The 22,653-nt window shown below is 72.0% G+C and carries 24 protein-coding genes; 11 read left to right on the top strand and 13 right to left on the bottom strand.

The genetic code is table 11. The annotated features are described in order from the left end of the window. The first annotated feature begins 182 nt into the window (after window positions 1-182). Together recA and recX are read left to right on the top strand one after the other, a co-directional pair. Complete coding sequence (gene recA, locus ACIRQ9_RS30160) at window positions 183-1,313, top strand: recombinase RecA (RefSeq protein ID WP_365288584.1); 1,131 nt, start codon at window positions 183-185, stop codon at window positions 1,311-1,313. 4 nt (window positions 1,314-1,317) lie between these two features. Next, window positions 1,318-2,223 (top strand): recombination regulator RecX, encoded by a 906-nt coding sequence (recX, locus tag ACIRQ9_RS30155; protein WP_404180326.1) that lies wholly within the window; start codon window positions 1,318-1,320, stop codon window positions 2,221-2,223. Between the two features lie 85 nt (window positions 2,224-2,308). Here recX and ACIRQ9_RS30150 read toward each other — a convergent pair whose 3' ends face one another. The 8 genes from ACIRQ9_RS30150 to ACIRQ9_RS30115 all read right to left on the bottom strand — a co-directional run bounded on the left by ACIRQ9_RS30150 (window position 2,309) and on the right by ACIRQ9_RS30115 (window position 8,753). Then, on the bottom strand, window positions 2,309-2,710 hold the full coding sequence (locus ACIRQ9_RS30150) for a rhodanese-like domain-containing protein (protein ID WP_404180323.1): 402 nt from the start codon (window positions 2,708-2,710) through the stop codon (window positions 2,309-2,311). Continuing rightward, window positions 2,707-3,261 carry a cysteine dioxygenase gene (locus tag ACIRQ9_RS30145; RefSeq protein ID WP_404180320.1) on the bottom strand — a complete coding sequence of 185 codons (555 nt, stop codon included), beginning with the start codon at window positions 3,259-3,261 and terminating at the stop codon, window positions 2,707-2,709. Before ACIRQ9_RS30145 ends, ACIRQ9_RS30150 begins: the two co-directional genes overlap by 4 nt. A 75-nt stretch (window positions 3,262-3,336) precedes the next feature. After that, window positions 3,337-3,408: a putative leader peptide gene (locus ACIRQ9_RS30140; protein WP_311737274.1), complete on the bottom strand. Its 72-nt coding sequence runs from the start codon at window positions 3,406-3,408 to the stop codon at window positions 3,337-3,339. Window positions 3,409-3,486: 78 nt separating this feature from the next. After that, window positions 3,487-5,121 carry an FAD-dependent monooxygenase gene (locus tag ACIRQ9_RS30135; RefSeq protein WP_404180317.1) on the bottom strand — a complete coding sequence of 545 codons (1,635 nt, stop codon included), beginning with the start codon at window positions 5,119-5,121 and terminating at the stop codon, window positions 3,487-3,489. A 235-nt stretch (window positions 5,122-5,356) separates the two neighbouring features. After that, the gene (locus tag ACIRQ9_RS30130; protein WP_404180314.1) at window positions 5,357-6,268 is read right to left on the bottom strand and encodes an amino acid ABC transporter permease; all 912 of its coding nucleotides are present in this window, start codon (window positions 6,266-6,268) and stop codon (window positions 5,357-5,359) included. Continuing rightward, window positions 6,265-6,930: an amino acid ABC transporter permease gene (locus ACIRQ9_RS30125; RefSeq protein WP_404180311.1), complete on the bottom strand. Its 666-nt coding sequence runs from the start codon at window positions 6,928-6,930 to the stop codon at window positions 6,265-6,267. Before ACIRQ9_RS30125 ends, ACIRQ9_RS30130 begins: the two co-directional genes overlap by 4 nt. Window positions 6,931-7,080: 150 nt before the next feature. Continuing rightward, window positions 7,081-7,917 carry a glutamate ABC transporter substrate-binding protein gene (locus tag ACIRQ9_RS30120; RefSeq protein ID WP_404180308.1) on the bottom strand — a complete coding sequence of 279 codons (837 nt, stop codon included), beginning with the start codon at window positions 7,915-7,917 and terminating at the stop codon, window positions 7,081-7,083. A 59-nt stretch (window positions 7,918-7,976) separates the two neighbouring features. After that, a complete protein-coding gene (locus tag ACIRQ9_RS30115; protein WP_404180305.1) occupies window positions 7,977-8,753 on the bottom strand; it encodes an amino acid ABC transporter ATP-binding protein in 777 nt (258 codons plus the stop codon). A gap of 319 nt (window positions 8,754-9,072) precedes the next feature. Here ACIRQ9_RS30115 and ACIRQ9_RS30110 point away from each other — a divergent pair, with 319 nt between their 5' ends. Both ACIRQ9_RS30110 and ACIRQ9_RS30105 read left to right on the top strand, forming a co-directional pair. Further along, window positions 9,073-9,759, top strand: coding sequence for a response regulator transcription factor (locus ACIRQ9_RS30110; RefSeq protein ID WP_404180302.1), 687 nt, complete (start codon window positions 9,073-9,075; stop codon window positions 9,757-9,759). Between the two features lie 9 nt (window positions 9,760-9,768). Next, complete coding sequence (locus tag ACIRQ9_RS30105) at window positions 9,769-11,166, top strand: ATP-binding protein (RefSeq protein WP_404180299.1); 1,398 nt, start codon at window positions 9,769-9,771, stop codon at window positions 11,164-11,166. 11 nt (window positions 11,167-11,177) lie between these two features. Here the strand turns inward: ACIRQ9_RS30105 and ACIRQ9_RS30100 are convergent, their stop codons facing one another. Next, the gene (locus ACIRQ9_RS30100; RefSeq protein ID WP_404180296.1) at window positions 11,178-12,176 is read right to left on the bottom strand and encodes a TAXI family TRAP transporter solute-binding subunit; all 999 of its coding nucleotides are present in this window, start codon (window positions 12,174-12,176) and stop codon (window positions 11,178-11,180) included. A gap of 93 nt (window positions 12,177-12,269) precedes the next feature. Here ACIRQ9_RS30100 and ACIRQ9_RS30095 point away from each other — a divergent pair, with 93 nt between their 5' ends. Further along, window positions 12,270-12,677, top strand: a complete 408-nt coding sequence (locus ACIRQ9_RS30095; RefSeq protein ID WP_404180293.1) for a hypothetical protein — start codon at window positions 12,270-12,272, stop codon at window positions 12,675-12,677. Window positions 12,678-12,843: 166 nt separating this feature from the next. On the opposite strand, the gene ACIRQ9_RS30090 is transcribed toward ACIRQ9_RS30095, so the two are convergent. Further along, entirely contained in the window at window positions 12,844-13,392 is a 549-nt protein-coding gene (locus ACIRQ9_RS30090) for a histidine phosphatase family protein (RefSeq protein ID WP_404180290.1), read from the bottom strand. Between the two features lie 164 nt (window positions 13,393-13,556). Here ACIRQ9_RS30090 and ACIRQ9_RS30085 point away from each other — a divergent pair, with 164 nt between their 5' ends. After that, window positions 13,557-14,414 (top strand): isocitrate lyase/phosphoenolpyruvate mutase family protein, encoded by an 858-nt coding sequence (locus ACIRQ9_RS30085; RefSeq protein WP_404180287.1) that lies wholly within the window; start codon window positions 13,557-13,559, stop codon window positions 14,412-14,414. A 295-nt stretch (window positions 14,415-14,709) separates the two neighbouring features. Here ACIRQ9_RS30085 and ACIRQ9_RS30080 read toward each other — a convergent pair whose 3' ends face one another. Beyond that, window positions 14,710-16,065, bottom strand: a complete 1,356-nt coding sequence (locus tag ACIRQ9_RS30080; RefSeq protein ID WP_404180284.1) for a beta-1,3-glucanase family protein — start codon at window positions 16,063-16,065, stop codon at window positions 14,710-14,712. A gap of 499 nt (window positions 16,066-16,564) precedes the next feature. Between ACIRQ9_RS30080 and miaB the strand changes: the two genes are divergently transcribed. Both miaB and ACIRQ9_RS30070 read left to right on the top strand, forming a co-directional pair. Next, a complete protein-coding gene (miaB, locus tag ACIRQ9_RS30075) occupies window positions 16,565-18,094 on the top strand; it encodes a tRNA (N6-isopentenyl adenosine(37)-C2)-methylthiotransferase MiaB (protein ID WP_404180281.1) in 1,530 nt (509 codons plus the stop codon). A 155-nt stretch (window positions 18,095-18,249) separates the two neighbouring features. Beyond that, window positions 18,250-18,957 carry a class III extradiol dioxygenase subunit B-like domain-containing protein gene (locus ACIRQ9_RS30070; RefSeq protein WP_404180278.1) on the top strand — a complete coding sequence of 236 codons (708 nt, stop codon included), beginning with the start codon at window positions 18,250-18,252 and terminating at the stop codon, window positions 18,955-18,957. Window positions 18,958-19,194: 237 nt separating this feature from the next. Here ACIRQ9_RS30070 and ACIRQ9_RS30065 read toward each other — a convergent pair whose 3' ends face one another. Beyond that, the gene (locus ACIRQ9_RS30065; protein WP_404180275.1) at window positions 19,195-19,467 is read right to left on the bottom strand and encodes an antitoxin; all 273 of its coding nucleotides are present in this window, start codon (window positions 19,465-19,467) and stop codon (window positions 19,195-19,197) included. 33 nt (window positions 19,468-19,500) lie between these two features. Continuing rightward, window positions 19,501-19,803, bottom strand: a complete 303-nt coding sequence (locus ACIRQ9_RS30060; RefSeq protein WP_404180272.1) for a hypothetical protein — start codon at window positions 19,801-19,803, stop codon at window positions 19,501-19,503. 179 nt (window positions 19,804-19,982) lie between these two features. Here ACIRQ9_RS30060 and miaA point away from each other — a divergent pair, with 179 nt between their 5' ends. The 3 genes from miaA to dapF all read left to right on the top strand — a co-directional run bounded on the left by miaA (window position 19,983) and on the right by dapF (window position 22,615). After that, on the top strand, window positions 19,983-20,921 hold the full coding sequence (miaA, locus tag ACIRQ9_RS30055) for a tRNA (adenosine(37)-N6)-dimethylallyltransferase MiaA (protein ID WP_404180269.1): 939 nt from the start codon (window positions 19,983-19,985) through the stop codon (window positions 20,919-20,921). 106 nt (window positions 20,922-21,027) lie between these two features. After that, complete coding sequence (locus ACIRQ9_RS30050; RefSeq protein WP_404180404.1) at window positions 21,028-21,534, top strand: hypothetical protein; 507 nt, start codon at window positions 21,028-21,030, stop codon at window positions 21,532-21,534. 217 nt (window positions 21,535-21,751) lie between these two features. Then, window positions 21,752-22,615, top strand: a complete 864-nt coding sequence (gene dapF / locus ACIRQ9_RS30045; protein ID WP_404180266.1) for a diaminopimelate epimerase — start codon at window positions 21,752-21,754, stop codon at window positions 22,613-22,615. Window positions 22,616-22,653 lie beyond the last annotated feature (38 nt).

Here is a 22,653-nt window from a genome sequence, read left to right as displayed (position 1 = left end):
CCATTCTGATGGAAGCTCCGGCGAGGTCCTCGGCGAGAACCCGCAGTGGCAGTTCGACGTGGTCCGGGTGGGTATGTCCCCGAGTTGTCCACAGGTCGGACCGGCGTCGGGGCGCATTGTCAGTGGCAGGCGTTAGCGTCTTTGACGTGAAGCGATCGACTCAAGCAAACCGGGTGGAACCCATGGCAGGTACCGACCGCGAGAAGGCTCTGGAAGCCGCTCTCGCACAGATTGAACGGCAGTTCGGCAAGGGCGCGGTCATGCGCATGGGTGACCGGACGAAGGAGCCCATCGAGGTCATCTCGACCGGGTCGACCGCGCTCGACGTCGCCCTGGGCGTCGGCGGCCTGCCGCGCGGCCGGGTCGTGGAGATCTACGGGCCGGAGTCCTCCGGCAAGACGACCCTGACCCTGCACGCCGTGGCCAACGCGCAGAAGGCGGGCGGTCAGGTCGCGTTCGTGGACGCGGAGCACGCCCTCGACCCCGAGTACGCGCAGAAGCTCGGCGTCGACATCGACAACCTGATCCTCTCCCAGCCCGACAACGGCGAGCAGGCCCTGGAGATCGTGGACATGCTGGTCCGCTCCGGCGCCCTCGACCTCATCGTCATCGACTCCGTCGCCGCGCTCGTCCCGCGTGCGGAGATCGAGGGCGAGATGGGCGACAGCCACGTCGGCCTGCAGGCCCGCCTGATGAGCCAGGCGCTGCGGAAGATCACCAGCGCGCTCAACCAGTCCAAGACCACCGCGATCTTCATCAACCAGCTCCGCGAGAAGATCGGCGTGATGTTCGGCTCCCCGGAGACCACGACCGGTGGCCGCGCGCTGAAGTTCTACGCCTCGGTGCGGCTCGACATCCGCCGCATCGAGACCCTGAAGGACGGCACGGACGCGGTCGGCAACCGCACTCGCGTCAAGGTCGTCAAGAACAAGGTGGCCCCGCCCTTCAAGCAGGCCGAGTTCGACATCCTCTACGGCCAGGGCATCAGCCGCGAGGGCGGCCTGATCGACATGGGCGTGGAGAACGGCTTCGTCCGCAAGGCCGGCGCCTGGTACACGTACGAGGGCGACCAGCTCGGCCAGGGCAAGGAGAACGCCCGCAACTTCCTCAAGGACAACCCCGACCTCGCCAACGAGATCGAGAAGAAGATCAAGGAGAAGCTGGGCGTCGGTGTCCGCCCGGAGCAGCCCGCCGCCGAGCCGGGCGCGGACGCGGCGGTCGCCACCGCGGCCACGGACGACGCGGCGAAGACGGTGCCGGCCCCGGCCGCCGCCAAGGTCACCAAGCCCAAGGCCGCCACCGCCAAGAGCTGACGCCGTGACACGACGAACCGACTGGGCCGACCACGAGTACACGTCCCCCGGTGCCCCACGGGGGAGGGGCACCGGGGACGGTTCCGCGGCCCACGGCACGGGCGGCGACGGATACGGGGACGACAACGGGGGACAGCCGGTGCCGCGCCGGCGCCGGAACGGGGGTGCGGCACCGGGAAGCGACGGCTCGTACGGGCGTGACGGCGCGTACGAGGACGACGGCCCGCCCGACCCGTACGACGAGTACGGGAACGGCACGCAGGACGGCCCGGACGGGCCCCGCGGACACGGATCACCCGGCCGTGGCTCGCGGCGGCCCGGGACGCGCCGCCGGCGTGGCTTCGGGGAGCCGTCGGGTGAGGACGGGGGTTCCTCCTCCTCGTCGAGGGCCGAGCAGGGGGAGTCTCCGGCGGACCCGGCTGAGCGGGCACGGGCGATCTGTCTGCGCCTGCTCACCGGGACCCCGCGCACCCGGAAGCAGCTAGCGGACGCCCTGCGCAAGCGGGAGATCCCCGAGGATGTCGCCGAGGAGGTGCTGTCCCGGTTCGAGGAGGTCGGGCTGATCAACGACAGCGCGTTCGCGGACGCCTGGGTGGAGTCCCGCCATCACGGCCGGGGGCTGGCCCGGCGCGCACTCGCCCGGGAACTGCGGACCAAGGGGGTCGACTCGACGCTCATCGAGGAGGCCGTCGGGCAGCTCGACTCCGAGCAGGAGGAGGAGACGGCCCGCGAACTCGTCGCCCGCAAGCTCCGTACCACCCGGGGCCTCGACCGGGACCGCCGCCTGCGCCGCCTCGCCGGCATGCTCGCCCGCAAGGGATACCCCGAGGGCATGGCCCTCAGGGTCGTCCGGCGAGCCCTGGAGGAGGAGGGCGAGGACACGGACTTCTCTGAGGGCGGGGACTTCTGACGGACCGACGGATCCGGGGCCGTCCCGGATCCCGCACCGGACACACCGGCCGTCGGCACCGCCGTGGGCGCCGTCGGCGGGGGAGTCAGGGAGTGACCGGCAGTCCCGCGCCCTTCCAAGCCTGGAAGCCGCCGATCAGGTCCGTGGCCCGGTGCAGGCCCAGTTGGTGCAGGGAGGCCGCGGCCAGGCTGGACGCGTACCCCTCGTTGCAGATCACGACGACCTGGAGGTCGTGACCGGTGGCCTCGGGAACCTTGTGGCTGCCCTGGGGGTCCAGGCGCCACTCCAGTTCGTTGCGCTCTATGACGAGGGCGCCCGGGATCACGCCGTCCTGCTCGCGCAGCGCCGCGTACCGGATGTCGACCAGCAGAGCCTCTCCGGAGCGCGCCGCCTCGTACGCCTCCCGCGCCGCCACACGCCGGTAGCCGCCGCGGACCCGCTCCAGCAACTCGTCGATGCCCACGGGGTGTTCGGATGCGCCGCTCACTGCCAGTCCTCCGGTCGCTCGACCTGCTCCAGGCGCAGCACCGGCCCGCTGCGGCTGTAGCGGCGGATCCGCGGCAGCGGCGGGTAGTAGGCGTGGACGGAGACCGCATGGTGCTCGGTGGACTCGTTGAGCACCTCGTGGACGTGGTCGCGGCCGAAGGAGCGGCCCTTTCCGGCGGGCAGCCGGCGCTCCCGGTCGACGTCCTCGGAGAGTTCCAGGGTCTTCCAGCCGTCGGTGGGCAGCCGGGTGGCCAGCGAGTTCTCCCGCAGCTCACCCGCGGCGGTGAGGAAGGCGCCGACCGACTCGGCGTGGTCGTGCCAGCCGGTGCCGGATCCGGGCGGCCAGCCGATCAGCCAGGCCTCGCTGCCGCCGGGACCTTCGAGCCGCACCCAGGTGCGGCCCTCCGGGTCGAGCGGGAGCGAGGAGATCAGCTCGGTGTCCGCGGCCGTACGGCGGACGAAATCGAGGAGGTCCGCCTGGGTGGGCGCGGCGCCGGGCGCGGAGGCGGACGGGGAGACGGAGGACGACGGGGTGGAGAGAGAGGCAGACACGTGCACCGTTCCTGATGAAGATTCGCCGAAGGGGGGCGCCGACGGCGCCCCGCGAAGGAGGGAGAGAAAGCGAAATCAGCAGGACGGAAGACACACGCAGCCCGCATAGCGGACCAGGTCGACATGGACCTTCCGCCACAGGCGCACAGTGGTGTCGTTCACGTTGCGGAGTACACCACGCCGGTGTGGACGGGTCAACTCACCGTCAGCATGTGGACCGCATGGTCACCGGGCCCGGGATCCGGCCCCCGCTTCCGCCTCCGTTTCCGGCTCCGCCTCCGTCTTCTCCGGGTCCTTGCCGCCGAGCGTCGCCTCGGCCGCGGCGTACAGATCGGCCGGCCGGACGCCGCTCAGGGCGGTGACCAGATGGCCGTCGGGGCGCACGAGCAGCACGGAGTGCGCCGGGGCGCCCGGGTACTCCTCGGCGACCAGCAGCTCGGCGGGGTGCGGCAGCGCGGTCACGGCCGCGGCGAGCCGCGGCATGACACCGGCGGAGACCCAGTGCTTGCGGTCCCACACCCCCGTGCCGGGCGCGATGAGGACGACGAGCAGCGCACCGCGGCCGAGCCGTGAGCGCAGCTGCACGAAGGTGCCGTCCTCCGCGGTGACCCGGACGTCGGTCACGGGTGCCCCCGGCGGGGTGTCCACCGGGATCTCGTGCTCCAGGTGCCGGGGCGCGAGCGGCGAGCCGGCGTACGTCCCCGGCGCACCGAGCGGGCCGTGCCCCAGGTGACCGTCGGTGAGGAGCGCGTCGTGCCCGCGGGCCGTGCCGGGCACCATGCCGCGCAGCCCGCCGCCGCCGCGCAGCACCGGCAGCACCTGGTCGGCGGCGCGCAGCCGGGCGGCGACCACCGCGCGCCGTTCGGTCTGGTAGCTGTCCAGCAGGGCCTCGTGCGGGCCGTGGTGCCAGGACGGCGCCAGCTTCCAGGCGAGGTTGTCCACGTCGCGCAGGCCCTCCTCCAGCCCGTGCGTGCCGAACGCGCCGAGGAGGTGCGCCGCGTCCCCGGCGACGAACACCCGGCCCGCCCGCCACCGGCGGGCGAGCCGGTGGTGGACGGTGTGCACCCCGGTGTCGAGCAGGTCGTACGGCGGAGTGGTGCCGTCCGTCCAGCCCGCGAGGGTCTCCCGGATCCGGTTCACCAGGAGCTCGGGGGTGACGAGATCCTTCCCGGGCGGCAGCAGCCAGTCCAGGCGCCAGACGCCGTCCGGCAGAGGGCGGGCGGTCACCTCGGCGGCCGGGGGCCCGGACATCCGCCACGGCGGCGTCCGGTGCAGCAACGCCTGTCCGGGCCAGGGCAGTTCCGTGCGCAGGGCGGCGACCGCGTGCCGTTCCACCGCCGTACGGCCCGGGAAGCGGATGTCCAGGAGCTTGCGGACGGTCGAGCGGGGGCCGTCGCAGCCCACCAGGTAACTGCCGCGCCACCACGTGCCGTTGGAGCCACGGGTGTGCGCGGTGACGCCGGAGCGTTCCTGCTCGACGTCGTCGAGCCTGCTGTCCGTGGCGATCTCGACCAGCGGCTGGGCGGCGACGGCGGCGCGCAGCGCGTGGGTGAGCGTGTGCTGGGCGATGTGCAGCGGAGACGGCTCGCTGGCGTCGTCGAAGACGACCTCGCGCATCACCTGCTTGCGGCGCATCGAGCGCCACCCGGTCCAGCGGGTGCCCAGCTCGTCCAGCGGGGCGCCGGACAGCCGTGTCAGCAGGGCCGCGGTGTCCTCGCGCAGCACCACCGTGCGCGCCGGCCGCGGCTCGTCCTTGCCCGGCCCCTCGTCCAGGACGACGGAGGGCACCTCCTGGCGCGCGAGCGCCAGCGCCAGCGTGAGCCCCACGGGCCCCGCTCCTACGATGATCACCGGGTCCACGGCGCGACGCCCCCTGCCCGTACGCGAGTCCCGACGGAGACGGATGAACAGGTCGGTGGAGCAGGGTGCACGATCACAGAACGTATGCAACAGACTGGGCGGCACCCGGTCAAGCGGCGCACCCGGGGACACGTCAGCATGGCGGGCGCGCAGGCCCCGTGGGGCACGGGAAAACGGCGGAGGCGGTGACCGTACGGTCACCGCCTCCGGGCGCGTCGCGCGGGTTGACCCGACGTCAGTGGAGGTTCCCGCCCGCCCCGGTGGCGTAGCTGCCCGGGATCTCGGCCGCGTTCAGTTCGGTGACGTCCTCGGCGCCCAGGACGGCGCCGGTGCCGCGTGTGCTGCGGCGCAGTCGGCGCTCCAGCCAGGACGCGAACGTGGTGAGGGCCAGGTTCAGCAGGATGAAGACGATCGCTACGACGATGAAGCTCGGGATGACGTTGGCGTAGTTGGCGGCCAGGGTGCCGCGCGCGTTGAGCAGGTCGGTGAACTGGAGCATCACACCGCCCAGCGCGGTGTCCTTGACGATCACCACGAGCTGGCTGACGATGGCCGGCAGCATCACGGTGACCGCCTGCGGCAGCAGGATGCCGGCCATCGTCTGCCCCTTGCGCAGACCGATCGCGTAGGCCGCCTCCGTCTGTCCCCTGGGCAGGGCCAGGATGCCGGCCCGGACGACCTCGGCGAGCACCGAGGCGTTGTAGAGCACCAGGCCGGTCACGACCGCGTACAGCGGCCGGTCCTCGCTGGCGACGCCGGTGGAGCGGACGTAGAACTCCATGGCGAACAGCATGAGCAGCAGGACCGGGATCGCGCGGAAGAACTCCACGACGGCGCCGGCCGGGACGCGTATCCACGCGTGGTCGGACATCCGGGCTATGCCGAAGAGCGCGCCCAGCGGCAGGGCGATGACCATGGCGAGGGCCGCGGCCTTGAGGGTGTTGCCGAGGCCCGGCAGGAGATATGTGGTCCACGCCTCGGAGGTGGTGAACGGCTGCCACAGACCCCACTTGAGCTGGCCCTTGTCGTCCATCTTCTGCCAGATCCACCACAGCGCGAGGGCGAGGAGCAGGACGAAGACGACGGAGAGCAGGACGTTGCGCCGTTTGGCGCGGGGCCCGGGGGCGTCGTACAGAACCGAACTCATCGCTTCACCGCCAGGCGCTTGGCGAGCCAGCCGAGGAACAGGCCGGTCGGGAGGGTCAGGACCACGAAGCCGAAGGCGAAGACGGCGCCGATGGCCACCGTCTGGGCCTCGTTCTCGATCATCGTCTTCATCAGGGCGGCGGCCTCGGCGACGCTGATCGCGGCCGCCACGGTGGTGTTCTTGGTCAGCGCGATCAGGACGTTGGCCAGCGGGCCGATCACCGCGCGGAAGGCCTGCGGCAGCACGATCAGACGCAGCGTCTGGGAGAAGTTCAGGCCGATCGCGCGGGCCGCCTCGGCCTGTCCGACCGGCACCGTGTTGATGCCGGAGCGGATCGCCTCGCAGACGAAGGCCGCGGTGTAGGCGACCAGACCGAGCACGGCCAGCCGGAAGCCCTGGACCGCGAAGTCGTGGGCGCCGAGGGTCACGCCGAAGATGTCGGCGAGACCGAGCGAGGTGAAGATGATGATGACGGTCAAGGGGATGTTCCGGACGATGTTGACGTAGGCCGTGCCGAACCCGCGCATCAGAGGGACCGGGCTGACCCGCATCGCGGCCAGCAGGGTGCCCCAGACCAGCGAGCCCACGGCGGAGAAGACGGTCAGTTTCACCGTCGTCCAGAACGCCCCTAGGACGTCGTAGCCTTGAAGAAAGTCGAACACGATTTCCCGCGCTTCCGGGTGTGTGGCATAGGTGGAGGGCATCGCGCGCCGCCGCCAGGGGAAGCGGTGGCGGCGGCGCGCCCGGGGAACCGTGCGGCCTGCCGGAACCCCGCGTCGGCGGTGTTCCGCGGGGCGCCGCGGAACCGCGCCTTACTGGACGATCGCGCCGATCTTCGGGGCGGGCTCGTTCTTGTAGCCGGCGGGGCCGAAGTTGGCGTCGACCGCCTTCTGCCAGGAGCCGTCGGAGACCATCTTCTCCAGCGCCTTGTTGATCTTGTCGAGGGTGGCGGAGTCGCCCTTCTTGACGCCGACGCCGTAGTTCTCGTTGCTCAGCTTCAGGCCTGCGAGCTTGAACTGGCCCTTGTACTTGTCCTGCGCGGCGAAGCCCGCGAGGATCGAGTCGTCCGTGGTCACGGCGTCGACGGAGCCGCTCTGCAGGCCGGCGATGCACTCCGAGTAGGTGCTGACCTCCTTGAGGTTGGCCTTCGGGGCGATCGTCTTCTGGATGTTCTGCGCCGAGGTCGAACCGGTCACGGAACACAGGTTGTTGCCGTTGAGGTCGGCACCCTTGGTGATCTTCGAGTCCTTCTTGACCAGCAGGTCCTGGTGGGCCAGCAGGTACGGGCCGGCGAAGTCCACCTTCTGCTTGCGCTCGTCGGTGATCGAGTAGGTGGCCGCGATGAACTTCACGTCACCGCGCGCGAGCGCGTTCTCGCGGTCGGCGCTCTTGGTCTGCACGAACTGGATCTGGTTCGGCTTGTAGCCGAGCTGTCCGGCGACGTACGTCGCCACGTCCACGTCGAAGCCCGAGAAGGAGCCGTCCGGCTCCTGGAGGCCGAGGCCGGGCTGGTCGAACTTGATGCCGACCTTGATCTTGCCGCCGCCCGAGGAGCTGTCGTCGCTCTTGTCGCTGCCGCCGCACGCCGTGGCGGACAGGGCTAGCGCGAGCACGGCGGCCGAGGCGGCGGTGACCTTGCGGAGCTGCATGTTGAACATCCCTCGTTCGGTGAAGACGACTGTGGAAAGGAAGCGGGCCCTGCCGGGACTCAGTGGTGGAGGATCTTCGACAGGAAGTCCTTGGCCCGGTCGCTGCGCGGGTTGCTGAAGAACTGCTCGGGCGTGGCCTCTTCGACGATCCGGCCGTCCGCCATGAACACCACCCGGTTCGCGGCCGAACGCGCGAAGCCCATCTCGTGGGTGACGACGATCATCGTCATGCCGTCCCGGGCCAGCTGCTGCATGACCTCGAGGACCTCGTTGATCATCTCGGGGTCGAGGGCCGAGGTCGGCTCGTCGAAGAGCATGACCTTCGGGTCCATCGCCAGCGCCCGGGCGATCGCCACGCGCTGCTGCTGGCCGCCGGAGAGCTGGGCGGGGTACTTGTCGGCCTGGGTGCCCACGCCGACGCGGTCGAGCAGGGTGCGGGCCTTCTCCTCGGCCTGCTTCTTGTCCGCCTTGCGGACCTTCACCTGACCGAGCATCACGTTCTCGAGCACCGTCTTGTGCGCGAACAGATTGAAGGACTGGAAGACCATGCCGACGTCGGCGCGCAGCCGGGCCAGCTCCTTGCCCTCCTGGGGCAGCGGCTTGCCGTCGATCGTGATCGTCCCGGAGTCGATGGTCTCCAGGCGGTTGACGGTGCGGCACAGGGTCGACTTGCCGGACCCGGAGGGTCCGATCACCACGACGACCTCGCCGCGGGCGATCGTCAGGTCGATGTCCTGGAGCACGTGCAACGCGCCGAAGTGCTTGTTGACGCTCCTCAGGACGACCAGTTCGCCGGTCGCGGCCACGTCTTCCTCGGCCGCCGATACTTCGGTCATCGCTCTCGGGCTCCGTCCTCCTCGGTTTCGGAGGAATGTAGTGAGCGCGCGTGATCAGCGTCATCACATCTGAGGGAGATCTGAGCATCACGATCCGATAGCATTCGGGTACATGTCGTAGCGGTCGTGACCTGTGCGCGTATCGGCCGGGTAACGGAACCCGCGTGCCGCCTCATCTCACTTGACGTCGTCGTCGTACATCGGCGTGACTGCCATCGTGCACGCGCGCGTGCGCGCGATTTCTACAAGGCGCGGGTTCTGCGCAGGCAAGCCGAGAGCGAACCAGCGCGATACGACCGCTGAACCGGAGGGGGCCGGGATGAGACTGCTGCTCGTCGAGGACGACAACCACGTCGCCGCGGCGCTCTCCGCCGTCCTGGCCCGGCACGGGTTCGCCGTCACCCACGCCCGCAGCGGCGAGGAGGCCCTCCGGGCGCTCGTCCCGGAGAGCGACGGCTACGACGTCATCCTGCTCGACCTCGGCCTGCCCGACCAGGACGGCTACGAGGTCTGCGGCAAGATCCGCAAGCGCACCGCCACGCCGGTCATCATGGTCACCGCCCGCTCCGACGTCCGCTCCCGCATCCACGGCCTGAACCTCGGCGCGGACGACTACGTGGTGAAGCCCTACGACACCGGGGAACTGCTCGCCCGGATCCACGCCGTCAGCCGGCGCACCCACCACGAGGACGGCACGGCCGACGGCGACGACGCGCTCCGCCTCGGCGCCGTCCACATCGAACTGCCCACCCGCCAGGTCAGCGTGGACGGCAAGGTCGTCCAGCTCACCCGCAAGGAGTTCGACCTGCTGGCGCTGCTCGCCCAGCGGCCCGGGGTGGTCTTCCGCCGGGAGCAGATCATCAGCGAGGTCTGGCGCACCAGCTGGGAGGGCACCGGCCGCACCCTGGAGGTGCACGTCGCCTCCCTGCGAGCCAAGCTGCGCAGGCCCGCGCTCATCGAGACGGTACGAGGCGTGGGATACCGGCTCGTCGCTCCGGCCGCGTAGCGGGGACGGGTGCGCACACGCCTGCTCCCGCTGCTCATCGTCCTGATGGCGGCCGTCCTGCTCGCGCTCGGCGTGCCTCTCGCCGTCAGCGTGGCCGCCGCCCAGCAGCAGAAGGTCGTCGTGGACCGCATCGACGACACCGCGCGGTTCGCGGCCCTCGCCCAGTTCGTCGACGGCACACCCAGCGCCTCGCGCCCGACGCGCACCGACGACCGCCAGGAGACCCTGCACCGCGAACTCATCAGCTACTACGAGGTGTACGGCATCCGTGCCGGCGTCTTCTACCGCAACGCGTCCTCCATGGCCAACGCCCCCGACGACTGGGTGCTGCCGAAGACGGGCGAGGTGCGCGCCGCCTACGACGAGGCACTGCTCAGCCGGCGCAGCCACGACCCGCAGCAGGTGTGGCCCTGGCAGCGCAACCGGCTCGTCGTGGCCTCCCCGGTGATCCGCGACGGTGACGTCGTCGCCGTGGTGGTCACCGACTCGCCCACCGGACCGATGCGGTCACGGACCCTGCGCGGCTGGCTGTTCATCGGCGCCGGCGAGATCGCCGCGATGCTGCTCGCCGTCGGCGCCGCACTGCGGCTGACCGGGTGGGTGCTGCTGCCGGTACGGGTCCTGGACGCCACCACCCACGAGATCGCCAGCGGCCGGCTCAAGTCCCGGGTCGCCGCGGCGGGCGGTCCGCCGGAACTCAGACGGCTGGCCCACGCGTTCAACGAGATGGCGGACAACGTCGAGGAAGTCCTGGAGCAGCAGCGCGCCTTCGTCGCCGACGCCTCCCACCAGCTGCGCAACCCGCTGGCCGCGCTGCTCCTGCGCATCGAACTGCTCGCCCTCGAACTCCCCGAGGACAACGAGGAGATCGCCTCGGTCCGCACCGAGGGCAAGCGGCTCGCCACGGTGCTGGACGACCTGCTCGACCTGGCGCTGGCCGAGCACGCCGAGGCGGACCTGATGCTGACGGACATCGGGCGGCTGGCGGCGGAGCGCGTCGCCGCGTGGGCACCGGCCGCCGCGGCGAAGGGCGTCCGGCTGAGCGGACAGTGCCCGGCGACCACCGCGTGGGCCGACCCGATCACCCTCTCCAGCGCGCTGGACGCGGTGATCGACAACGCGGTGAAGTTCGCACCCGACGGAGGTTCGGTGGACGTGGAGGTCGCGGCCGAGGGCGACGTGTCGAAGGTCGTGGTCACCGACACGGGCCCGGGGCTCACCGACGAGGAACTCGCCCGCGTGGGCGACCGGTTCTGGCGCAGCGGGCGTCACCAGAACGTGAAGGGATCGGGGCTGGGCCTGTCGATCACCCGGTCGTTGCTGGCGGCGGGCGGCGGCTCGCTGTCGTACGAGCACCACGAGCCGCGGGGCCTGCGGGTGACCGTGTCGGTGCCGCGGAGCGGCTGACGGGACCGGCCTCAGGGCTTCACGGAGCGGTAGTACCGCCTCGCGCCCTCCTGCAGCGGCAGGGGATCCGTGTAGATCGCCGTGCGCAGGTCCACCAGCTGCGCCGAGTGGACGTGGGCGCCGATGTCGTCCCGGCTCTTGATGACCGTGCGGGTCACCCACTCGATGAGGCGCGGATCCATGTCCTCGCGGGTCATCAGCAGGTTGGAGACCGCGATCGTCGCCACCGACGTGCCCTGCTGCACCGACGGGTACGCCGACTCCGGCATGTCGGTCGCCCGGTAGTAGAGCGCCGCCTCGCTCTTGGAGTGCAGCTTGGCCACGAGAGCGCCGTCTATCGGCACGAACCTGAAGCTGAACGTCCGCGCGAGGTCCCGCAGGCCTTTGGTCGGCAGTCCGCCCGACCAGAAGAACGCGTCGATCTTGCCGTCGCGCAGTCGGTCCGGGCCGGTGTTTATGCCGTCGGCCAGCGGCGTGATGTCCTTCGTGGGATCGATCCCGGCGGCCCTGAGCACCCGGTTGGCGATCAGCCGGACCCCCGAGTCGGGCAGCCCTATCGCCACCCGCCTGTGCCGCAGTTGCGCCACGCTGGAGATGCCCGAGTCGCGGGCGACGACGAGCTGCACGTAGTCGTCGTACAGACGTGCCACCCCACGCATCCGGTCGGCACCGCGGCCGCCGTTGAGTTCGTACGTCTCCACCGCGTCGGCCGCCGCGATGGTGAAGTCGGCCTCGCCGGTCGCCACCCGCTGGACGTTCTCGTACGACCCCGCGCTCTGGACCAGGTTCACCTTCAGACCGGGCATGTCCCGGCTCAGCTCGGTGCGCAGCCGCGTGCCGTACTCCTGGTAGACCCCGCGCAGCGTCCCCGTGCTGAAGGTGATCGTCCCGGACGGCGGCTTGTCGCCGAGCGGCAGCAGCCACCACAGCAGCAGGCCGAACGCGACGACGGCCGCGGCCGAGCCCTGCAGGGCACGGCGCCTGCCGATCCGGGGAAACACCTTTGGCATGCGCGCGATCCTGCCAGCCGGTCCCCTTCCTGACCAGGGCCGGGGTACGGCGGCGGACCGGGACTGTCGGTGACGGCGGCTACAGTCGTCCGCATGACCAGCTCCTCGCCCGCCCGCCTCGTCCGAGAGTTCCACCACGCCTTCGGTCTGGACATCCGCACCACGCCGACGGAGATCTCCCCCGAGCTGGCCGCGCACCGGGGAGAGCTGCTCGCCGAGGAGGCGGCGGAGGTCGCCGAGGTGGCCGTCGGGCCCCTGGACCGGCTCGCGCACGAACTGGCGGACGTCGTCTACGTGGCGTACGGGACCGCTCTGGTGCACGGCGTCGACCTGGACGCGGTGATCGCCGAGATCCACCGTTCCAACATGAGCAAGCTGGGGCCCGGCGGACAGGTCGCCCGCCGGGCCGACGGCAAGGTGCTCAAGGGCGAGCACTACCGGGCGCCGGACGTCTCGGCGGAACTGCGCCGCCAGGGCTGGACCGCGGGCGGCGCGTCCTGACCCGGGCTCAGAGCGAGCCGTCCGCCGGCTTCCACGCGCGGTGCGGGACGGGCTCCGGGCGCCGTGGGCCCGCGCACCGGGGGTCGCGGAGTCGGCGGTGACGGTGCCGGAGGCCCCGCCGCGCGGCTAGGGCGTCAGGTCGCCCGCGGCGCCGTGGGGCCGGGCGCTACCTGCCCGCCTGGCCGAGGCGGAGGTTCCAGCGGCCGGGGCCGCCCGTGATCTCCGTCGCGGCGAGCGGTGGCACGTCCACGCGCCAGAACGCCGCCTCGGGCGCCCCGAGCGCGTGCAGCACCACGGCCCGCACCACCTCGGGCTCCACGACCGCGACGGTCCGGCCGGCGGTGCGGCCCGTGCTCTCCAGCCAGTCGGTGACGCGTGAGCGGAACTCCCGTACCGACTCGCCTCCGTGCGGCGCCGCCGCCGGGTCGGACAGCCAGTGGACCAGCGCCTCGGGCTCGGCGGCGCCCACCTCCTCCAGCGTCCGGCCCCGCCAGCGGCCCGCGTCGAGGCCGGCGAGGCGGGGCTCCGCGACGGCGTCGAGCCCGAGCGCGGCGGCCGTCTCACGGCAGCGGACGCTCGGAGAACTGACCGCCCGGCCCGCGGGCAGCGACAGCGCCACCGCTTCCGGATTCTCGATGGAGTCGCCGTCGTCGAAGCGGGCCCGCCGCAGCGAAGGGGTGATCGCCGGGGCTACGAGGATGACGCGGCAGGTCACGGAGCGGATCCTCCTGGGATGTTCCTCGGGCGCGTGGGGGTGTCGGACGCGCACGACAGTACGCCCTCCGCCGGAGGCCGCCGGAGCCGGTCACCGGCACCGTCGCGCACCCGCCCGCGGCGCGCAGGAGCCTCGCTGTCGGTGGCTCCTGCCAGACTGGCGCCGTGGACACTCAGCGTCGGGAACTGGCCGCACGTTTCGTCGAACTGCACCGCGAGGGCTGCTTCCTGCTGCCCAACGCCTGGGACGCGGGAAGCGCGCGCGTCCTGGAGTCGGCCGGGTTCCCGGCCGTGGCCACCACCAGCGCGGGCGTGGCCTTCTCCCTGGGCCGCCCGGACCACGACTACGCCGACGAGGGATCGGCCGGGGACCGCGTGGACGGTACGACCATGATCCGCCGGATCGGCGAGATCGCCGCCGAGGTACGGATCCCGGTGAGCGCGGACCTGGAGGACGGGTTCGGCGAGGCGCCCGCGACCGTGGCCGAGACGATCTCGATGACCCTCGCCGCGGGAGCCGCCGGCGGCACCATCGAGGACTTCACCGGCGACCGCTCCCGCCCGCTGTACGACGCGGAACTGTCGGCGGACCGCATCCGTGCCGCCCGGGAGGCTGTCGACGCGTCGGGTGAGCCGTTCGTCCTGCTCGGCCGCACCGACGTGCTGCTGACCGGAGGCCCGCTCGACGAGGCGGTCCGGCGGGCCAACGCCTTCCTGGCGGCCGGGGCGGACTGCGCGTTCGTGCCGGGAGCGGCCGACGCGGACACGATCGGCACCCTGGTCCGCGAGATCGACGGCCCGCTGAACGTCGTCATGGGTCTGACCGGCGCCGCCCTGTCCCTGGCCGACCTGCGCGACCTGGGAGTACGCCGGGTCACGGTCGGCGGCAGCATCGCCCGGGCCATGTACGCGCACCTGCTCGGCGCGGCGAGGGAACTCAAGGACCGGGGCACCTTCTCCTACGCCGAACACCAGATCGCGCAGACGGACCTGAACGATCTGTTCCGGCGCACGACCGAGTGACGATGGCGGACATCCGCCCCCGCTACGGACGGCCGAGGCCCTGCGGAAGCGCTGGGGCGAGGCGATCGCGGGCGGCCACGCCGCGGACGACGCGGTCTCGGCCATCACGGTCGCGGGCCCGGCCCGGCGGTGAACCGGGCGGCGAATGGCCGGCGTGGCAGGCTCAGGGTGGCCGACGCGGCCCCGGCCGGTCGGACGGGCCCGGCGCCGGCCACGGCCCGTCCCCGGATGCCGGAGACGGGCCGTGGTGGTGCGGTGGGTCAACGTGCGAGCGAGAGCCGGGAGGCCGGGGCGGCTACCAGCCGACGGCGACCAGGAGCCATTGCGGGTCGGCGTGGGAGATGAACGAGGACTGGCCCGCCACGTCGTCGTAGGGGAAGCCGTAGGCGAGGTGGTTGATGGCGTTGTCGTGCCAGAACTTGGCGTAGTAGTTCGCCGGAGCCGCCGTGTAGAACCGGCTGGGGTCGGACTGCTGGGAGGCCGGCAGGGTGGCGACGTGCCGGTTGAGCGCGGCGCACATGTCCGGGTTGGAGGCCAGGGAGGCCGCGCAGCCGAAGATGTCGGAGGTGGCCGCGTTGAAGCCGACCGACTGGGCGTAGGAGGTGAAGTAGTTCGCGTTGGCGCCGCCCGCGCGGAAGCTCGGGTCGCTGCCGGGCGCGATGATCCGGTAAGGGGCCTGGGTCTGGGCGAGGACCTTGAACTGGTCCGGCACCGCGTTGGTGAAGCGCTGGAAGGTGGTCGCGCGGTCCTCGGCGAAGGTCTGCCGGTTCTCGCCGACCTCCGTGTCGAAACCGTCCTTGCTGTGCAGGCGCATGGCCAGCTTCAGGCCGAAGGCGTCGACGCGGGTGGTGTTGCCGTTGAAGACGTTGTTGCCGACCGTGAACTCGATGAAGTCGTAGTACGCGCTGTTCGGTGAGCCCAGATAGAAGTACATGCGGCCGGCGGAGTTGGCCGGCATGTCGAGGTAGGGCTGCTCGGCGATGGAGTGCGTCTGGCCGTTGAAGCTCCAGTACACCTGGCTGTCGGGGTACTTGCCGTTGGTGCGGTTGAGGATCTTCACCTCGACGGCGTTGTGCGCGGCGGGGATGTCGCTGGTGCTGCCCCAGAAGTCGTCCGGCGGGGTGGTGGAGCCGGGGCCATAGACCTGGAACTCCCACAGGGAGTAGCCGTAGGGGGTGGCCCGGGCGGTGCCGTAGAGACGGACGTAGCGGCCGCTGCCGCTGACCGTCAGGTTCTGGGTTCCGCCGGTGGCGGTGCTGGTGGAGTAGACGGTGGTCCAGGTGGCCGCGTCGGTGGAGGTCTGGATCTGGAAGGCCGTCGCGTAGGCCGCCTCCCAGGTCAGGCTCACCCGGCTGAGCTGCTGGACCGACCCGAGGTCGACCTGCAGCCACTGGGGGTCGGAGAAGGCCGAGGACCAGCGCGTACCGGTGTTGCCGTCGACCGCCGCGCTCGCGGGGAAGGACGCGTTCTCGGTCGAGGAGGCGGTGGCCGGCCTGCCCTGGGACAGCAGCTGGTCCGCCGCGTGCGCGGGGGTGGGGGCGAGGACCGCGAAGAACGCGGCGATCAGGACGACGACCAGTCCGAGAGCCGTGCGCGGCCGCACGGCACCTGACGGTGGTCTGCGGGTGGGCACGCCGGCGTAACTCTGCATGCGGGTCTCCTCAAGCCGGTTCGGCGTTGGTGGGGATGGAGCAACAGCAGATCTGAGAGCGCTCCCTCGGGTTGTAGACCCAGCGGTGTCCGCCGTCAACAACTGAAGCCGAAATCAACGAAGTTGCCGCCGATGCGGCGACACGAGGCCGATCCGGGCACAGCCATCCCGCGCCGGGCGGCCGCCGTCTTCGGTTCCCGACCGCTCGACCCGCTCCGGATCACCTCGCTTCTACAACCCTTGACGCAGCCGGTACGGACCTTTCCGCGCGCCGGGTCGGCGTCCGAGGAGATCGCGGGCAGCGAGGCCCGAGGGAGGGGGAGCGGGGGAGCGGCGAGGGGGTCGGGAGCGGCCGGCTCTCGCGTCGGGTGCGCCACACGGCTGCCGCTGCCCCTGCCGGTGCCGGTGCCGGTGCTTGGGACGTACGGGCGACCGTGCCGGGCGGGGCCCGTCCGGCGGTCCGGGCCGGGGTGTCGGCGGGACCGCCTACCCTTTAGTCATGACCAGCAACAGCGACCGGAGCCCGGCTGTGGACCCTCGTTCATCTAAAACCTACGAAATCCGCACTTATGGGTGCCAGATGAACGTCCACGACTCCGAGCGATTGTCCGGACTGCTGGAGAACGCCGGGTACGTGCGCGCGCCCGAGGGAGCGGACGGCGACGCCGACGTCGTCGTCTTCAACACCTGCGCCGTCCGGGAGAACGCCGACAACCGCCTCTACGGCAACCTCGGCCGCCTCGCCCCGATGAAGACGAAGCGCCCCGGCATGCAGATCGCCGTCGGCGGCTGCCTGGCGCAGAAGGACCGCGACACCATCGTGAAGCGGGCCCCCTGGGTCGACGTCGTCTTCGGTACGCATAACATCGGCAAGCTGCCCGTCCTCTTGGAGCGCGCCCGCGTGCAGGAGGAGGCGCAGGTGGAGATCGCCGAGTCGCTGGAGGCCTTCCCCTCCACGCTCCCCACCCGCCGCGAGAGCGCCTACGCGGCCTGGGTGTCGATCTCCGTCGGCTGCAACAACACCTGCACCTTCTGCATCGTCCCGGCCCTGCGCGGCAAGGAGAAGGACCGGCGCACCGGCGACATCCTCGCCGAGATCGAGGCCCTGGTCGGCGAGGGCGTCTCCGAGATCACCCTGCTCGGCCAGAACGTCAACGCGTACGGCTCCGACATCGGCGACCGTGAGGCCTTCAGCAAGCTGCTGCGCGCCTGCGGGCAGATCGAGGGCCTGGAGCGCGTCCGCTTCACCTCGCCGCACCCGCGCGACTTCACCGACGACGTGATCGCCGCCATGGCCGAGACGCCGAACGTGATGCCGCAGCTGCACATGCCGCTGCAGTCCGGTTCGGACACCGTGCTCAAGGCCATGCGCCGCTCGTACCGGCAGGACCGGTACCTCGGGATCATCGAGAAGGTGCGGGCCGCGATCCCGCACGCGGCGATCACCACCGACATCATCGTGGGCTTCCCCGGCGAGACCGAGGAGGACTTCGAGCAGACCATGCGGGTGGTCCGCGAGGCCCGCTTCGCCCAGGCCTTCACCTTCCAGTACTCCAAGCGTCCCGGTACCCCGGCCGCCACCATGGACGACCAGATCCCCAAAGAGGTCGTCCAGGCGCGCTACGAGCGCCTCGTCGCCCTCCAGGAGCAGATCTCCTGGGACGAGAACAAGAAGCAGGTCGGCCGCACTCTGGAGCTGATGGTCGCCGAGGGCGAGGGCCGCAAGGACGGCGCCACCCACCGCCTCTCCGGCCGCGCCCCCGACAACCGGCTGGTCCACTTCACCAAGCCGGACCAGGAGGTACGGCCCGGCGACGTCGTCACCGTCGAGATCACCTACGCCGCCCCGCACCACCTGCTCGCCGAGGGCGCCGTCCTGGACGTGCGCCGCACCCGCGCGGGCGACGCCTGGGAGAAGCGCAACGCCGCGGAGGCCGCCAAGCCGGCGGGTGTGCTGCTCGGGCTGCCGAAGATCGGCGTGCCGGAGCCGCTGCCGGTGGCCGCGGGAAGCGGCTGCGGCTGCGACTGACCGAACGGGACCGTCACGTCGGCCGTGATCCCTCGTCGTACCGGGCACGGTCCCCGTGGAATCGGACCCGCCGGGTCCGCGACGGTCCCGGCGGCCCGTGTGACCGGCTGAGCCGAGGGCGGTCCCGGACGGTCGTCACGACTACGCTGCCGGTCATGCTTGTCGCCGCAGCAGTCTGCCCCTGCCCGCCGCTCCTCGTGCCCGAGATCGCCGCGGGCGCCGCCCCCGAGCTGGACGCCGCGCGGGCCGCCTGCGCCGACGCGCTGGGCGTACTCGCCGCGGCGAGGCCCGACCTGCTGGTCGTGGTCGGGCCGGCCGACCCGTCCGGGCGGGGCGTGTTCCCGCAGGGCAGCCGGGGCTCCTTCCGGGGCTTCGGCGTCGACGTCGGCGTACGGCTGGGCAGCGGCGAGGCCGCCGAGCGGGAGCTGCCCGCTTCGCTCGCGGTCGGCGCCTGGCTGCTGGAGCGCACCGGGTGGGCCGACGCGCCGATCGAGGGGCTGGGGGTGGGCGAGCCTCTGGGGGCCGAGCGGTGCGTCAGCGCGGGCCGGGAGATCGCCGGGCGAGCCGCACGGGTGGCGATGCTCGTCGTGGGCGACGGCAGTGCCTGCCGCACCCTGAAGGCGCCCGGTTACCTCGACGAGCGGGCGGCCCCGTTCGATGCCGAGGCGGCCCGCGCGCTCGGCACCGCGGACCTCACGGCGATCAAGGCACTCGACGCCGACCTGGCCGCCGAGCTCCAGGCCTCGGGCCGGGCCCCCTGGCAGGTCCTGGCCGGTGCGGCCGAGGGCGCGGGCCTCGCCGGTGCGCTCCTCCACGAGGACGCGCCGTACGGCGTCTGCTACCTCGTGGCGACCTGGTCCTGAGCCCTCGGGCCGCGCGGCGCCTGCGCGCAATGACTCCTCCGCGCAACGACTCCTCCGCGCAACGACTCCTCCGCGCAACGACTCCTCCACGCGACCGCACCGCGTGCACCTTCGCCCTCGCCCCCAGCCGTGCTTCCGCCCACCCTCGCGCACCGGCCGGAATCCCCGGCAGATCGGCGGACGGCCGGGAGTCGGGTGACTCTCGGCCGTCCGCCGATCTGCGGGGTCCCGTCCGGCTCAGGGGGCCGGTGGCGGATCCCCGGGCCGGGTCGGGGCGGTGGGGTCGGTCGCATCCGGGTGCACAAACCGGTCCATGGCGTCCTTGGCCTTGCCCGTGCCCGTCTGGATTTTGTCGCTGTACTTGCCCTTGGTCTTCTCGTCGACGACCCGCGCGGCCTTGTCGATGCCGTGCTGGAGCTTGTCGATCTTGTCCTCGTGCTGCTGCGCGAGGTCGGAGACCCGGTCCCTGGCCGGGCCGAGCTTGGCCTTCAAATTGTCCATCAGACCCATGGCTACCTTCCCTGTGGCTTCCCTCGCGGACCGCTATGTGCGGACGCCCTCGCCGACCTCGTTGTCGGCGGCCTCCTTGGCGGACTGCTGCCTGGGGATCTCGGTGCTCTCGGCGGCGCCGGCCGCGACCGGCGCCGGCTGCGCCGGTGCCGCCGCGCTCTCGCCGCCGTCCGCGTCCGTGCCTTCGGTCACCGAGGCCCCTGCGGTCTCCTCCGCCGTCTCCTTCACCGCGTCCCGGGCCGCCGACCCGTCCGGCTCGACGGAGGCCGGGGCCTCGGTGACCGGCTCCTCCGTGGTCTTCCGCTTCTTTCCGAGGAACCGTGCAAAAACGCCCATATCCACTCCATACGTTACTCGTGCGAGCGAAATCCCGCGTGACCCGGTGCACACGACTGCGCCACCCCGGTCACCGCCTCTCGATGGCGGCGGGAACCTCGCAACGGGCAACGAAGGCGGACACGGACTGTCACGTAACTCGTTCGAGACCCGCCGCCGAGGTTTGCGAGACTGGTGCGGTGAGCAGCGCACCCCTCGCCCCCCGTGTCATCGCCGTCGTCGGCCCCACCGCGGCCGGAAAGTCCGACCTCGGCGTCTTCCTGGCCCAACGGCTGGGCGGCGAGGTCGTCAACGCCGACTCCATGCAGCTGTACCGCGGGATGGACATCGGCACCGCCAAGCTGACGCCCGAAGAGCGCGCCGACGTCCCGCACCACCTGCTCGACGTCTGGGACGTGACCGTCACGGCCTCCGTCGCCGAGTACCAGCGGCTCGCCCGGGCCCGCATCGACGCGCTGCTCGCCGAGGGCCGCTGGCCGATCCTGGTCGGCGGCTCCGGGCTGTACATCCGCGGCGCCGTCGACAACCTGGAGTTCCCCGGCACCGACCCCGAGGTCAGGGCCCGCCTGGAGGAGGAACTCGCCCTGCGCGGCTCCGGCGCCCTGCACGCCCGGCTGTCCGCCGCCGACCCCGAGGCCGGCCGCGCCATCCTGCCCAGCAACGGGCGTCGCATCGTCCGGGCCCTCGAGGTGATCGAGATCACCGGCCGGCCCTTCACCGCCAACCTTCCGGGCCACGACTCGGTCTACGACACCGTCCAGATCGGCGTGGACGTGGCCCGCCCCGAGCTGGACGAGCGGATCGCGCTGCGCGTCGACCGGATGTGGGAGGCCGGACTTGTGGACGAGGTGCGCGCCCTGGAGGCGCACGGACTGCGCGAGGGCCGTACCGCGTCACGGGCGCTCGGCTACCAGCAGGTCCTCGGGGCGCTCGCCGGTGAATGCACGGAAACGGAGGCGCGGAACGAGACCGTCCGCGCCACCAAACGCTTCGCGCGCCGGCAGGATTCGTGGTTCAGGCGGGACCCCCGGGTGCACTGGCTGAGTGGGGCCGCGGCGGATCGCGAGGAACTTCCGCGACAGGCCCTGGCGTTGCTCGAACGACCGGTCACAGCCTGATCACGTGATGGCATCGGGATGCGCCACCGGTCATCGGGGCCTTCGGCGCCGTGCCATCATCGAGCTTCGATCGCAAGTGGAGTCCTAGTTGGGAGGGCGCGTGGCGATGGAGGCCGGCCCTCGCGACACCGCGCGAGACACCGAGTACGTGGCCGTGGAACCGGGTGATCCGGACGAGGGTGCGGACCGGCTGACGCCTGACGGTCCGGACGACACGGTGGGCGGCGGAGTGACCGCCGACGGCCCCGAGCCGGAGGAGATGTTCGCCGGCGGCCCCGAGGTCGAGGTCGAGCTCCGTCCGCAGCGGCGCCTGCGGCTGTGGCAGCTGGCCCCGATCGTGGGCCTGGCCGCGATGGGCTCCCTGATGTTCGCCTTCCCGCTCGCCTTCGACTTCGGCGACAGCGGCGCGGTGATCGCGATGCTGGGCCTGCTGATCTGCTCGTGCGCGGCCGGCTGGGGCATGATGGCGGCCCGCAGGGTGGGCTACACCGTGCCCGGGTTCCCCGCCAGGGGCTCGGACCGCAGGCCCGACTGGCGCGTGGTGATCGGATACGTCGTCCTGGTCGCGATCGTCGTCGTACTGGCCGTCTGGCGCGTGGCCCGGCTGCGCTGAGCCGCGTACCGCGCGGCCGCCCCGAGTGGTGACCGCGCCCACCGCGGCGCGCCGGAGACGGGTCCCCAAGAACCGTGGCGCCCCCGGAGGCGGGTCCCCGGAAACCGCGGGGCGCACCCGGCAGCCGCTCCCGGAGAACCGCGCGACCAGCCACGACGTGCCCTCGACCGGCCCTGGCCGGCGCCGTTCCCGAGAGCCGTTCCCGTACGATCTAAGAATGCGCATCCCCTTCCTCAAGGGCCACGGCACCGAGAACGACTTCGTGATCGTCCCGGACCCGGACAACGCCCTGGACCTCACCCCGGCCGCCGTGGCCGCCCTGTGCGACCGCCGGGCGGGGATCGGCGCCGACGGCGTGCTGCACGTCGTCCGGTCCGCCGCGCACCCCGAGGCCAAGGGGATGGCCGCCGAGGCGGAGTGGTTCATGGACTACCGCAACGGCGACGGGTCGATCGCCGAGATGTGCGGCAACGGCGTCCGCGTCTTCGCCCGCTACCTCCAGCACGCCGGGCAGGCTCCGGCGGGCGACCTCGCCGTCGCCACCCGCGGGGGGATCAAGGCCGTCCACATCGCCAAGGACGGCGACGTCACCGTCGGGATGGGCCGTGCCCTTCTCCCCGGGGTCGACGTCGCGGTGAGCGTCGGGGACCGCATCTGGCCCGCCCGGAACGTGAACATGGGCAACCCGCACGCCGTCGCCTTCGTCGACGACCTCGCGGACGCCGGGGACCTGCGCACCCCGCCGCCCTTCAGCCCGGCCTCGGTCTACCCCGACGGGGTCAACGTCGAGTTCGTCGTCGACCGCGGCCCGCGCCATGTCGCCATGCGCGTGCACGAGCGCGGCTCCGGCGAGACCCGCTCCTGCGGCACCGGCGCCTGCGCGGTCGCCGTGGCCGCCGCCCGCCGCGACGGCACCGACCCCGCGGTCACCGGAAGCCCGGCCACCTACACCGTCGACGTGCCCGGCGGACGTCTCGTCATCACCGAGCGGCCCGACGGCGAGGTCGAGATGACCGGCCCCGCCGTGATCGTGGCCGAAGGGGAGATCGACTCCGAGTGGCTGGAAAACGCCACCCGCTGAACCGGTCACCCACCGAGAACCGTGGTCCGGGGCGCCGT

Source organism: Streptomyces sp. NPDC101237 (assembly GCF_044767465.1).
GTDB classification, from domain to species: domain Bacteria; phylum Actinomycetota; class Actinomycetes; order Streptomycetales; family Streptomycetaceae; genus Streptomyces; species Streptomyces gramineus.
This window is presented reverse-complemented; position numbering and strand designations above follow the sequence as displayed.